The sequence below is a fragment of the Gordonia sputi NBRC 100414 genome (assembly GCF_000248055.1).
Taxonomy (GTDB): Bacteria; Actinomycetota; Actinomycetes; order Mycobacteriales; family Mycobacteriaceae; genus Gordonia; species Gordonia sputi.
In genome coordinates, this window is the sequence record NZ_BAFC01000112.1 from 22,808 (window position 1) to 35,793 (window position 12,986).

General features: G+C 64.6%; 8 protein-coding genes and 1 tRNA gene. 3 read left to right on the forward strand and 6 right to left on the reverse strand.

The genetic code is table 11. The features are described 5' to 3' along the window. Positions 1-15 precede the first annotated feature (15 nt). Together GOSPT_RS17430 and ettA are read right to left on the reverse strand one after the other, a co-directional pair. Positions 16-4,827 carry an NAD-glutamate dehydrogenase gene (locus tag GOSPT_RS17430; RefSeq protein ID WP_039856547.1) on the reverse strand — a complete coding sequence of 1,604 codons (4,812 nt, stop codon included), beginning with the start codon at positions 4,825-4,827 and terminating at the stop codon, positions 16-18. 66 nt (positions 4,828-4,893) lie between these two features. Beyond that, a complete protein-coding gene (ettA, locus tag GOSPT_RS17435) occupies positions 4,894-6,570 on the reverse strand; it encodes an energy-dependent translational throttle protein EttA (RefSeq protein WP_269449443.1) in 1,677 nt (558 codons plus the stop codon). A 297-nt stretch (positions 6,571-6,867) separates the two neighbouring features. Between ettA and GOSPT_RS17440 the strand changes: the two genes are divergently transcribed. Beyond that, positions 6,868-7,725 (forward strand): formylglycine-generating enzyme family protein, encoded by an 858-nt coding sequence (locus GOSPT_RS17440; protein WP_197500799.1) that lies wholly within the window; start codon positions 6,868-6,870, stop codon positions 7,723-7,725. 55 nt (positions 7,726-7,780) lie between these two features. On the opposite strand, the gene ssb is transcribed toward GOSPT_RS17440, so the two are convergent. Then, positions 7,781-8,221, reverse strand: a complete 441-nt coding sequence (gene ssb, locus GOSPT_RS17445; protein ID WP_005207768.1) for a single-stranded DNA-binding protein — start codon at positions 8,219-8,221, stop codon at positions 7,781-7,783. A gap of 220 nt (positions 8,222-8,441) precedes the next feature. Between ssb and GOSPT_RS17450 the strand changes: the two genes are divergently transcribed. Further along, positions 8,442-8,518: transfer RNA gene (locus tag GOSPT_RS17450), tRNA-Arg, on the forward strand. Positions 8,519-8,624: 106 nt separating this feature from the next. Here GOSPT_RS17450 and GOSPT_RS17455 read toward each other — a convergent pair. Beyond that, positions 8,625-9,125 (reverse strand): hypothetical protein, encoded by a 501-nt coding sequence (locus GOSPT_RS17455; RefSeq protein ID WP_005207769.1) that lies wholly within the window; start codon positions 9,123-9,125, stop codon positions 8,625-8,627. Between the two features lie 111 nt (positions 9,126-9,236). Further along, a complete protein-coding gene (locus GOSPT_RS17460; protein ID WP_005207770.1) occupies positions 9,237-10,271 on the reverse strand; it encodes a linear amide C-N hydrolase in 1,035 nt (344 codons plus the stop codon). Positions 10,272-10,926: 655 nt separating this feature from the next. On the opposite strand from GOSPT_RS17460, the gene GOSPT_RS17470 reads away from it, so the two are divergent. Then, complete coding sequence (locus tag GOSPT_RS17470; protein ID WP_005207771.1) at positions 10,927-11,451, forward strand: GNAT family N-acetyltransferase; 525 nt, start codon at positions 10,927-10,929, stop codon at positions 11,449-11,451. Between the two features lie 27 nt (positions 11,452-11,478). Here the strand turns inward: GOSPT_RS17470 and GOSPT_RS17475 are convergent, their stop codons facing one another. Further along, complete coding sequence (locus tag GOSPT_RS17475) at positions 11,479-12,726, reverse strand: uracil-xanthine permease family protein (RefSeq protein WP_039856549.1); 1,248 nt, start codon at positions 12,724-12,726, stop codon at positions 11,479-11,481. Positions 12,727-12,986 lie beyond the last annotated feature (260 nt).

Sequence of the window (12,986 nt, forward strand, 5' to 3'; positions counted from 1 at the left end):
AACTGACGAGGTTCGTCACCTGATGAGGCTGCGCAACTGCCGCGCCGCAACCGACAGCGTCGCGAGGTCGAGTTCTGGACCCTGCTCGATATCGGCGAGCATCGAGCGCACCCGAGACAGCCGCGACGAGTGCGACGACTCCCACTCGGAGATCTTCTCGGCCGCGCTCTCGTCGGGTTCGCTGCTCTGCAGGATCGTGAGCGTGAGGGCACGCAGCGCGCCGTGCATGTCGTCGCGAAGAGCCAAGCGCGCCAACGCATGCCAGCGGTCACCGTACTCGAGCGTCGAGACCGCGGTGAGCAGTTCCTCGAGTCCGAAATGCTCCATGATCGCGAAGTACAGCTCGCCGACCTCGACGGGATCGCGGTCGGCGATCTCGGCGGCGTCGACGATGTCGAGTAGGCAGAACCGATGAAGACTGATCGCGACGTCGTGGGCGAGGTCGGTCTCGACACCGAGCTCGCGGTAGTGCTCGACGCGCCGCTCGACGTCGGCGGCCGACTGCGCGCCGAACCAACTGTCGATCAGTGCGGTCAGTTCAGCCACCTGCTCGGCGTAGCGGGTGATCTCCGCCGCCATCGCGAGCGGTTGCGGGCGAAACGCCAGCAGCCATCTCGACGCCCGGAACAGCAGTCGCCGCTCGTAGAGCATCATCTCGTCGATGGCTTCCACCGGAGCGTCGGCATGCAGGATGCGCGCGAAGAGATCCGAGAGTCCGAAGACCCGGTCGGCAACCACGTACGCCCGCACGGCCTCCTCGGTCGTCGAGCCCGTCGATTCTCCGAGCCGGAACAGGTGCGTGATGCCCGCCCTGTCGACGACTTCGTTGACGAGGACGGTGGTGACGATCTCGCGATGCAGTCGGTGCGCACGGATGCCGTCTGCGAAACGTTCGCGCAGCGGAAGCGGGAAGTACTCGGCGAGCAGACCCTCGAACACATCGTTCTCGGGCAGGTCACCCCCCAGGAGGTCGTCCTTGGCGATCAACTTCACGTGCGACATCAGCGTCGCGAGTTCGGGCGAGGTGAGCCCGCGGTGCACATCCGAATGCAGCCGCTTGATCAACTGCTGCGGTGTCGGCAGCGCCTCAAGAGCCAAATCGACGCCGCGCGAGGCGATCTCGTGGAGCAGGCGGGCATGCACATCGACGCGCTCGAGCGAGTACGCGCGACAGAAACCGAGCTCGGAGTTCTGCGACACGTTGTCGGCCAACACCAGATCGGCGACCTCGTCGGTCATCGACTCCAGCAGCGGATCACGGTCGGCAGCCACGAGTTGGCCGGTTGAGACCGCGGAGTCGAGCAGGATCTTGATGTTGACCTCGTGGTCGGAACAATCGACGCCCGCCGAGTTGTCCATCGCATCGGTGTTGATGCGCCCGCCAGCGAGGTCGAACTCGATCCGACCGCGTTCGGTCACGCCGAGGTTGCCGCCTTCGCCGACGACCTTGGCGCGCAACTGATCTCCGTCGACACGGATCGCATCGTTGGCCTTGTCCCCCACCTGCGCGTCGGATTCGGATGACGACTTGATGTAGGTGCCGATGCCGCCGTTCCACAGCAGGTCCACTGGCGCCAGCAGGATCGCGTGAATCAGTTCCGGAGGCGACAACGCGTCGACACCAACGTCGAGCCCGAGTGCCGTGCGCATCTGTTCACTGATCGGAATCGACTTGGTCTCTCGCGACCAGACCCCGCCACCCTCGCTGATGAGCGAGGTGTCGTAATCGGCCCACGACGAGCGCGGCAACGAGAAGAGCCGTGCGCGTTCGGTATACGACGACGAGGCGTCCGGATTCGGATCGACGAACACGTGCCGGTGGTCGAACGCCGCGACGAGACGGATGTGCTGCGACAACAGCATGCCGTTGCCGAACACGTCGCCGCTCATGTCGCCGATACCGGCGACGGTGAAGTCCTGCGACTGGGTATCGACGCCCATCTCACGGAAGTGACGCTTGACCGATTCCCATGCGCCTCGCGCGGTGATGCCCATCGCCTTGTGGTCGTAGCCCGCCGAACCACCCGAGGCAAAAGCATCCCCGAGCCAGAAATCATACTGCGCTGCAACATCATTGGCGATATCGGAGAACGACGCCGTGCCCTTGTCCGCAGCGACGACGAGATACGTGTCGTCACCGTCTCGACGCACCACCGACCTCGCGGGGATGACCGCACCGGTGTGCTGGTCGAGGTTGTCTGTGACGTCGAGCAGGCCGGAGATGAAATCTCGATACTGCGCAATACCTTCGGCGCGCGTGGCGTCACGGTCCGCGGCGGCGTCACCGGTCGGTGCGGGCGGCCGCTTGACGACGAATCCGCCCTTGGCGCCGACGGGCACGATCACCGCGTTCTTGACGGCCTGCGCCTTGACCAGACCCAGGATCTCGGTGCGGAAATCCTCGCGTCGATCCGACCAGCGCAGTCCGCCGCGGGCAACGGCACCGAAACGCAGGTGCACCCCTTCGACGCGCGGCGAGTACACGAAGATCTCGTGCAGTGGCCGCGGCTCGGGCGTTTGCGGAATCTCCCTGGGCCGCAACTTGAACGACATCACCGGTCGGTCGGCGTCGTCGTCGCGGACGTAGAAGTTGGTGCGCGACGTCGCCCCGATGACGGCCGAGAACGCCGAGACGATGCGGTCGGCTTCGAGTCCGAGGACCTTGCCGATGTCGTCGCTGAGCGCAGCTGCCGCACGGTCGCGCTGCTGTTCGTCGGCGTGGTCGGGGTCGAACGACGCCTCGAACAGCTCGACCAGTCCCCGCGTGACATCGCGGTACTCGCCGAGGGTGTGCGCAACCAGGGTGTTGCTGTACGAGAAGCCGCACTGGCGCAGGTACCGACCGTACGCACGAAGCATCGCCGCGGAACGCCAGTCGAGGCCGCACCTGATGATCAGCTCGTTGTAGGCGTCGACCTCTGCGCGTTGCCGCCAGATCTGCACGAAGGCATCGGTGAACCGCCCGTCGAGGTCGTCGGCGGAGTCGAGATCCACCGACATCCCGTCGGCCAACGCGACACTGAATTCGTAGACGTGGCAGACCTGCCCGTCAGGCCGCACGAGGCGGTACGGATGCTCGTCGACGACGTCGAGGCCGAGGCTGTGGAGCACCGGCAGCACGTCGGTCAAGGTGGCTGCGCCGCCGCACAAATACAGCGTGAACTTCCACAGCGCCCCGGGCTCGCTGCCGGTCTGCGCCAGCGCCACGGCGATGTCGCCGGCGTCGAGATCGGCGACACGGATGAGGTCGGCGAGTGCGTCCGACGGCTCGCGCTGGTCCTTGTAATCCTCGGGCAGCGCAGGAAGCAACCGAAACAGGGCGTCGACGCCGCCGACGGGAAGCCTGGCCGACGCCGCGTCGAGTCCGCCCGCCGCTTCGCGGAACCGCTCGTCCCACGTCCGGATTGACTGTGCCAGTTCGTGTTGGATGGCGCTCTGTTCGGGCGTCCCGATGTCGAAGGTGCCGCGTCGCGCGGCGTCGGATTCGTCGACGCGGACCATCACCTGTAGTTGCGCGAGGGGCATCTCGCTGACACGTGCCGAGTACTCGAGCGCAGTGCCATGCAATTGTTCTGAGACGACGTTCTGCAGCGCCAAGCGGTTCTGCGTGTTGTACCTGTCGCGAGGTAGATAGATGAGCGCGGTGGCGGTACTGCCCTGCGGGTTCACGCGGACGAACGCGCGCAGGGTTCGGGTGGCGACGGCGTCGAACATCTCGCCGATCCGACGGCTCAACTCGGCATCCGACGACGCGAACATCTCCACCAGCGGGTAGTTCTGCAGCAGTTCGATCATCGACTGACCGGCAAACGAATCCTCGTCGACGCCGGCGCGGCGGATCACCTCGTGCACTTTGCCGCGCAGCACGGGGACGTCGAGGATCGTCTGGTGCAGGCCGGACGAGGTGAAGGTGCCGAGGAATCGGTGTTCTCCCACATGCGTTCCGGCGGCGTCGAACTCGGGAATCTGGATCAGGATCGGATAGTTCGACCGCTGCACGCCGGTTTCGAGATAGACCCGCGAGACACGCGGCAATAGCGGCGGCTGCGTGAGCACCCCGAAGTCGCGCGCCTGGGTGAGGTCGAGGAGTGAGTCGCCCCGCCACAGACCCCGGCCGTCGGAGACCGCGCCGTCGATGCCCACCCTGCGGTAGCCGAGTGGCACGAAGTGGTTGCCCGCGAACCAGTCGAGAAGGCGTGAATACTCGTACCGGTCGACGGCGGCTATGCCCGATTGCGCGGTGGTCGGGGCGACGGCGCAGTCGGCACCGCAGGTCGACAGGCGGCCGCGCATATCCACCGCGTCGCGGTCCACGTCGGCCACACGGGCGATGACGTCGACGAGTTCGGTACGCAAGGCCTCGGTGTCGACCTCACCCTTCGCCGACATCGCGACCACGTAGATCCACGACTCCGTTGAGCGGTCTGGTCCGGCGCCGATGTCGCTGAGCGTGCCTGCCTCGTCGCGCGCCACCGCCATCACCGGATGGTCGATGCGGCTGACGGTCAGTCCGTGCGCCTCGACGACGGTCAGCACCGCTTCGACCAGCAGTGGCATGTCGTCGTTGACGACGACGATCTCGGTTCCCGACGGTCCCGAGCTCACGTCGACCAGGCACTGCCCCGCTGATCGCGTCGACGCCAACCCGACGTGTCGACGAACGCGGTTCAGATCGGCATCGTCGATCGCGTCGAGGTCGGTCGCGTCGGTGAGACCACCGCCCGAACCCGTCGTCGGGTGGTGCGCGTCGCCCGGAGGGTTGCTCGCGTTGAGATAGCAGCTGACCGCCGCAGGCAACAGAGCACTCTCTTGAGACAACGCACTCACCTTCACTTCAAGGAGATTGGGAGATGATCTCCGATTCGAGCCCTACCGCGATGGTAGTGACGCGATTCAGTCGCGAGTGAGTTTCCGGTGAGTAACCCGGTGCGGACGCGCGGCGTCGGGTCCGAGCCGGTCGACCTTGTTCGCCTCATACGCCTCGAAGTTGCCTTCGAACCAGAACCATTGTCCCTCTTCGACATTGCCCTCCCACGCCAGAATGTGGGTACAGGTCCGGTCGAGGAACCACCGGTCGTGGCTGATCACCACGGCACATCCCGGGAACGACTCCAGGGCGTTCTCGAGCGAGCCGAGGGTTTCGACGTCGAGGTCGTTGGTCGGCTCGTCGAGCAGGATCAGGTTGCCGCCCTCTTTGAGCGTCAACGCCAGGTTGAGGCGGTTGCGCTCACCACCGGAGAGCACCTCTGCCCGCTTCTGCTGATCGGGACCCTTGAAGCCGAAGGCGCTGACGTACGCACGCGAGGGCATCTCGTTCTGGCCGACCTCGATGTAGTCGTTGCCGTCGGAGACGACCTCCCACACGTTCTTCTTCGGGTCGATGTTGGCGCGGTTCTGGTCGACGTAGCTGAGCTTGACCGTATCGCCGACCTTCACCGAGCCGGAGTCGGGCTCCTCGAGTCCGACGATGGTCTTGAACAGCGTCGTCTTACCCACACCGTTGGGTCCGATGACACCGACGATTCCGTTGCGCGGCAACGTGAACGACAGATCCTTGATCAGCACGCGACCGTCGAAGCCCTTGTCGAGGTTGGCGACCTCGACCACCACGTCACCCAGACGCGGCGGCGTCGGGATCTGGATCTCCTCGAAGTCGAGCTTGCGCGTCTTCTCGGCCTCCGCTGCCATCTCCTCGTACCGCGAGAGGCGGGCCTTGTTCTTCGTCTGACGGGCCTTGGCGCCCGAACGGACCCAAGCGAGCTCTTCCTTGAGCCGCTTCTGCAGCTTCTGGTCCTTCTTGCCCTGGACCTCGAGACGCTCGGCCTTCTTCTCCAGGTAGGTGGAGTAGTTGCCCTCGTACGGGTGCAGCTTGCCGCGGTCGACCTCACAGATCCATTCGGCCACATGGTCGAGGAAGTAGCGATCGTGCGTCACCGCGAGGACTGCGCCGGGGTACGACGCCAGGAACTGCTCGAGCCACAGCACGCTCTCGGCGTCGAGGTGGTTGGTCGGCTCATCGAGCAGCAGCAGGTCGGGCTTGGACAGCAGCAGCTTGCACAACGCGACGCGACGGCGCTCACCACCCGAGAGGTGGGTGACAGGGGAATCGCCGGGCGGGCAGCGCAGTGCGTCCATGGCCTGGTCGATCTGCGAGTCGAGGTCCCAGGCGTCGGCGTTGTCGAGGTCTTCCTGGAGCTTGCCCATCTCCTCCATGAGTTCGTCGGAGTAGTCGGTGGCGAGCAGTTCGGCGATCTCGTTGAAGCGGTCGAGCTTCTGCTTGATCTCGCCCATCCCCTCCTCGACGTTCTGCTTGACCGTCTTCTCCTCGTTGAGGGGCGGCTCCTGCAACAGAATGCCGACGGTGGCCTCCGGGTCGAGGAATGCCTCGCCGTTCGACGGCTGGTCGATTCCCGCCATGATCTTGAGGATCGACGACTTACCGGCACCGTTGGGACCGACGACGCCGATCTTGGCGCCCGGGTAGAAGGACATGGTGACGTCGTCGAGAATGACCTTGTCACCGTGCGCCTTGCGCACCTTCTTCATCGTGTAAATAAACTCGCCAGCCACGTAATGTCCTCACCTGCGGTTTTGTGGTCATCTGCGCTCGAGCTCCGATACCGGAGAGTGCATGCGGGGTATCGCCCTCCGGCGACACGGCAGGCTCTCGGCGCAACGTCGCGTACCACTCTATCGACGTGGCGCGACACTCTCCCACATGGCCGTGATCGAGTCGGACCCGCCCGCCCGCGAACACGGCGCCGCGATCGCCGCAGACGTGCGAACACGATCACTGGCACCATCGAGAGGGTGACCGCCTCTGCGCCGCTGACCGAGCTTGTCGAGCTCACCGGCGGCGTCTTCTGTATGGGTTCGGATCGCTTCTACCCCGAGGAACGTCCCGCACATGAGCGTCGCGTCGGCGCTTTCGCGATCGAACGGCATCCGGTGACCAATGCGCAGTACGCGGCGTTCGTCAGCGACACCGGGTACGTGACCGTTGCCGAGAGCGACATCGACCCCGTCGATTTCCCCGGCTCCGACCCAGCGATGCTCGTTCCGGGTGCCCTTGTCTTCACACCGACGGCCGGCCCCGTCGACCTCACCGACTGGCGAGCGTGGTGGCGATGGCAGCCGGGAGCGTCGTGGCGTCACCCGCTCGGACCCGCGACCGACATCGTCGGGCACGACGACCACCCCGTCACCCAGATCGCGTACGCCGACGCCGTCGCCTACGCCGCGTGGGCGGGCCGTCGACTCCCCACCGAAGCCGAGTGGGAGTACGCCGCACGTGGCGGCGTCGTCGGACACGAGTACGCGTGGGGCGACGAGTTGCACCCCGAGGGTGAGATTCTCGCCAACACGTGGATCGGCAACTTCCCGTACGCGAGCGACGGCTGGAGCGGAACGTCGAGGGTGGGGAGCTATCCACCGAACGGCTTCGGACTCCTCGACATGATCGGCAACGTCTGGGAGCGCACGTCGGACGTCTTCACTCCGCGCCACGTCCCGCCCGATCTTGCGACGGTCTCCCCCGACGGTCGGCCGGACCTCTTGACGCCCACCACATCTCCACAGGTCACGCGTGTCACGAAGGGCGGCTCGCACCTGTGCTCACCGCAGTACTGCCGACGCTACCGACCCGCCGCCCGCTCTCCACAATCCGACGACTCGGCGACGTCGCACCTCGGATTCCGTTGCGCCGCAGACGTTATCGCCTCATGACGAGTCCCGCCCCGATGAACACACCCCTCCCGCATTCACCGTGGCGACCACTCGGTCACGCCGCAGCGCCAGCCGCATCGTCGGGTGCGGCGACGCCCGACGCTTGCGTATCCGCAGACTGAGGAGCCGCGACATCGCCGCGACCGCGGTACTCGACGACGCAGCGTGCGAGGTCGAGGCCGACCGAGTCGGCGATCATCTCCAGCTCCGTGCGCGATTCGCCGCCGCTGGTCGTGTAGCTGTTCGTGTGAATTGCCCCGTGCACGATGACCGGCCGCCCCTTCTCGACCGCGGACGCCACGCCCGCGACCAGCCGCCGCCAGCACGAGACGGTCAGGAACAAGCTGTTCCCGTCGATCCACTCGCCTGTTGCGCGGTCTCGTCGACGCGTGTTGCTGGCCATGCGGAACGAGATCACCTCGTCGCCGTTCGCCATGCGGTTGCGCCTGGGGTCGGAGATCACTCGGCCCACGATCGTCGAATACGTTTCGTACATTTGCTCCGCTCCTGCCGTGAGGTGCCATCCGCTGCAGGCACCGAGTTTCCGAACTCGGGCTGAGATGGCTGACTGTGAGCATTCCGGAGAACAAGCTCCCGACACCGAGCGCGAGACCAAGCTGTGGACAGGACTCCGCCTGTGGATACGGCCAACGTCACCGAATACGGCCGAAGTCAGGGCACCCGGCTCGCTGCCGTACACTCTGCGTGTCGGTTTCGCCTCCGTAGCTCAGGTGGATAGAGCAAGGGCCTTCTAATCCCTAGGTCGCAGGTTCGAGTCCTGCCGGGGGCACCAGTCACATCCTTGCCGGCCTCCGGCCGGTGTGCGCCCACTCGAGTGGTTTGAGAGAGATTCACGCGGGCGCACCGAAGACCGCTCATCACGCCGTCGGGCACGGTCATCAGCAAGATTCGAGCGTCCACACCGGTTGCGCGAACAGCGGTGCGGGCAGCAATCTGATGCTCTCCGGCGACGCCTTCACCAGCACGAGTTGCCCGCCGACTGGCGTCACCGATCGAATGCTGTCGCGCCGCAACAACACCGTCGACGCCGGCGTGTCGACGCGCAGGAACTCATCGTCGGCGCCCGCTCCCCATGTGGCGCCCGGGGCGAGGATCTTGCGGTTCTGGACGTGGCCAGCGATCAGCGCGGCGCCGATCCATGCAACCGAGCACACGAGGAACACGCTCACACCGATCAGCAGTCCCAAGGACCACCCGCTGCCCGTCGCAATACACACCGCGGCAAAGATCGTCGCGAAGACCGCGGCTATACCGACAGTGCGCGCCCAGAGGCGAGGCGCTGCGAGCGACGACAATGTGGCGCGTCGGGCGTCGCCTTGCCGCGCGGTCCATTCGATCTGAATCGGAGGCAGATTGCCTGCACCATTTGTCGGACTCATCCGACGAGCTTGTCATGGCACCACTGTTGGCATCGAGAAGCGCTGGCCTGCGACACCGAAATCGATCACGCCGATGGACGAGTGCCCATCGGCGTGATCGATTCCAGTGGGTTATGCCGTTGCCTTCTGCCCCTTCTCGGCGTCCTCCAACTGCTTGAGAAGCGCGAAGGACAGGAACGTCATCGGACCCTTGTCTTCGAAATGCTCGTTCACGTTGCCTGCGATCCCGCCCTCGAGAGAGAGCTTGCTGAGCAGATCCAGCTTGAGTTGCGGAGCGCCTTCGGAAAGGTCCAGATCAGCGATATCAACCCACACGATGTTCGGCCGAGTGGTGGAGTCGTACACGAATCGCCCGTTGGTGAGATCGCTGACTGTCTGCCAAATCGTTTGTGAGGCATCGGGTTTGCCGGGATCGGGGATACGGAAGGGCTGCGCGGCATTGCGGATCACGCTGAACATGCCCGCGATGGCCTCGAGTTGACTCGCCGGCTTCGGCAGACGGCTCGCGTAGTACGCGGCACGCGCAAAGCGGTGCTCGGCGAGGGTGTCGCCGGGGAGTGGCGCGTCGCCCCCGAGGCCCTCCCACCTCTTCAGCAGTTCGAGTTGCTGATCGTAGGTGGGTGAATTGGTCATCACGTGGTAGGACCGATCGTGATACACCTTGGCGTGACCGTCGAGGTACTCGATGATCACGGAGTCGCCGGTCTTGTCGTCGAGTGCGAGGTGAATCGCGGGCGGTTTGCCGCCGGTGGGGTCGGGCATCTGGATGACCTGCACATCGGTGCTGTTGATCCATTCAACGGCCTCGTCCACGGTGGCGAAGTTGTCGAGGAAGTACTGCAGCCACACCGCCTGACTCAGCGCCGGCCGTGATTCATCACGGGTCCCATAGGTCGATTCGGCCAGCCACAGGATGTGGCCCGCCAACCCCGCCTCGTTGAGACCGTCGACGGAAATGATGTCGTAGGCCGCGGCGATGACACTGCCGTACTTCGACGTCCACGTCAGCTTGCCCTCCACGCCGTCGTCTCGAGAAATACCCTTGGGCTGAGTCCAGAGGTTGGTCATCAGATCTTTGTGAAAATCCATGTTGCGTCCGACGAGAACTGCTCCCGCGGCATCTGGCCAAATCACTCGGGTGCACATTGTGAAACCACCACTTTCAATAGGAAGAGACTGCCTGACCTACAAACAAGCGTGGGCCATATCCTTTACTTTAAGCTGGGTATGCTGGATTCTGTGCCGTATCAGGCACGTCTTGTCACCATTCGGTGGCAATGCGTCCCGAATTGTGCTGTTGTCAGGACCTTGGTCCCAGATATCGACGACCGATGAGTGTCCGTGGCAGAGTCTGGCGATGAGTCTCCTCACGTCCGCATCCAACCAGATGAGGTCGTAGGCAAGTCCAGAAAAGGGCCGAATGTCCCTATCGCCGAACATATTTCGACGATCAGCTCGTCGGTACGGGCCTCGACTCGTCACGTTCAATGCCATGGTTTGCGACCAGATGAGCGTGAATCCGTAACCACTGTGGACCATGTAAATCGACGACTTGCGCTCATTGCTAAATTCGCGACATCAGTGTGTGGAAAACACGTCGAATGAGCGCAATTCCGCGTCGAGGCCACGTAGGGCGGGCGGATTCGCGCCAGGCTTTTACCGTGCCTTGTCAGTCACTTTGTTACCTATCGCCAAGGCGCGGAGGGCGTCGATTCTCTCGCGAGATCTGGCGATCTGCTCGACCGGCCGATCCTGCCGAGTCCAGTTGCCCGCCACCCATCGCTGATAGCGTCATCAACTGATGTCTGAGCACACCCCCGGCACCCAGTGGCACACCCGTAGCGAGACCCCGGCCGACGTACCGACCGTTCGAGAGGTCACCCTCGCCGCGTTTCCGTCCGCGGAGGAAGCCGAGATCCTCGACGGCTTACGGCGTGACCCCGCCTGGATTGACGGACTGTCGATCGTCGTCACCGACGAGACGGGACGTGTCGTGGGGCATGGCGTCGCGACCCGAGGCTACGTCGACGACTCTCCGGTCCTGGGATTGGGGCCGGTGTCGGTGCTGCCGCAATTCCAGAACCGCGGTGCGGGCAGCGCCGTCAACCGTGCACTTCTCGAGGCCGCAAGGCAGATGGGTGAACCACACGTCGTCGTGCTCGGGCACGAAGACTACTACCCGCGATTCGGGTTCGAACGCGCATCGACACACGGGATCACCGTTCCATTCGACGCCCCTGACGATGCCGTCATGGCCCTGACACTCGACGAGACCAAGCCGCTTCCGACCGGAGTCATGCACTACGCCGCGCCGTTCGGCGTGTGAATCATCCTGGAGAACAACACCTCTCAGCTAAGCGCCGCGCGCTCCCGCAGTTCCGCGCCACCCACCGATGAGGTGGATCGTGTGATAGATGAGCAGCGCGCAGACCGCACCGATCGCGATGCCGCCGAAGCTCACGTCGCCGATGGTCCAACTGAAGTCCGCGATGGCGATGATCAGTGGAATAGCGGCGGTGAACTGGTTGATCGGGCGGGAGAAGTCGACGCGGTTGGTCACCCAGATGTGCACACCGATGATCGCGACGAGGCCATAGAGCGCCGTGGTGATGCCTCCGAGGACCCCGGAGGGAACCGACGCGATCACGGCACCGATCTTCGGGCACAGCCCCAGGATGATCGCCGCAGCAGCAGCGACCCAGTACGCCGCCGTCGAATACACCTTGGTCGCGGCCATGACACCGATGTTCTCGGCATATGTCGTGGTCGCCGACCCTCCGCCCGAACCCGCGATTATCGTCGACAGTCCGTCGGCGAACAACGCTCTGCCCATCCGGTCGTCGAAGTTCGCTCCGGTCATCATCGCCACGGATTTCACGTGTCCGATGTTCTCGACCACCAGCACGAGTACCACGGGTAAGAACGTCGGGATCACCGAGAGGTGGAAGGTCGGGGTCTGGAAATCGGGCAGGCCGATCCAACTCGCAGCGTGGATGGCGCTCGTGTCGACCTCGTTGCGGATCAACGCCACCACATAGCCGATCACCACACTCAATACGATGGCCAGTCGTCCGAGCAGTCCGCGCAGGAACGCGATCGATAAGACCAGCAACACCAGCACGATCGTCGCGGTCACCGGCTGCTTCTCGAAGTTCGCCTTTGCCGATGGCGCAAGGTTCAGGCCGATCAACGCCACGATCGTTCCGGTGACGATCGGGGGCATCACGAGGTCGATCCATCGGACGCCCGCGAAGTGCACGATGACGCCGATCAACGCGAGCAATGCACCCACAACGACGATTCCGCCGAGCGCAGACGATTGCCCGTTCGACGCCGTCGCCGCGAGCACCGGCGCGATGATCGCGAAGCTCGAACCGAGATAGCTCGGCAGCCGGTTACCGGTGATGATGAGGAACAGTGCGGTACCGATCCCGGAGAAGAGCAGCGTTGTGGCAGGCGGGAATCCGGTGAGCACGGGTACGAGGAACGTCGAGCCGAACATGGCGACGACATGCTGCAGGCCGATACTCACCGTCTTGGGCCACGACAGCCGCTCCCCCGGTCCGACAACGTCGTCGACGTCGACGCGTGTCCATCCCATGTTGTCGGCCAGTCGTCGCGACGTCGTGGTGGCGCCGGAGCCCCCGCGCTCGCTCCCTCCACCGTTGTCGCCGTCGCCATCACGAGTTTCGTCGTTACGCACGAGAATCAGTCTGCGGGATCGCAGAGCGCGACGCCGGGTTACCGACATACCGAGACTGGCGACCGCGCATACCCGGGCCCCGAGCCGATCGGTAACCCACTGTCGGACAGCACTTTTGCGTTGACAGCCGCCTCCCAGCGTCGCCGCAGGGCGCGGTC

Bases quoted from the DNA above. Each gene is read 5' to 3' on its own strand.
- GOSPT_RS17440 (WP_197500799.1), top strand. From the start codon at position 6,868: ATGGGTTCGGATCGCTTCTACCCCGAGGAACGTCCCGCACATGAGCGT.
- ssb (WP_005207768.1), bottom strand. From the start codon at position 8,221: ATGTACGAAACGTATTCGACGATCGTGGGCCGAGTGATCTCCGACCCC.
- GOSPT_RS17455 (WP_005207769.1), bottom strand. From the start codon at position 9,125: ATGAGTCCGACAAATGGTGCAGGCAATCTGCCTCCGATTCAGATCGAA.
- GOSPT_RS17460 (WP_005207770.1), bottom strand. From the start codon at position 10,271: ATGTGCACCCGAGTGATTTGGCCAGATGCCGCGGGAGCAGTTCTCGTC.
- GOSPT_RS17470 (WP_005207771.1), top strand. From the start codon at position 10,927: ATGTCTGAGCACACCCCCGGCACCCAGTGGCACACCCGTAGCGAGACC.
- GOSPT_RS17475 (WP_039856549.1), bottom strand. From the start codon at position 12,726: ATGGGATGGACACGCGTCGACGTCGACGACGTTGTCGGACCGGGGGAG.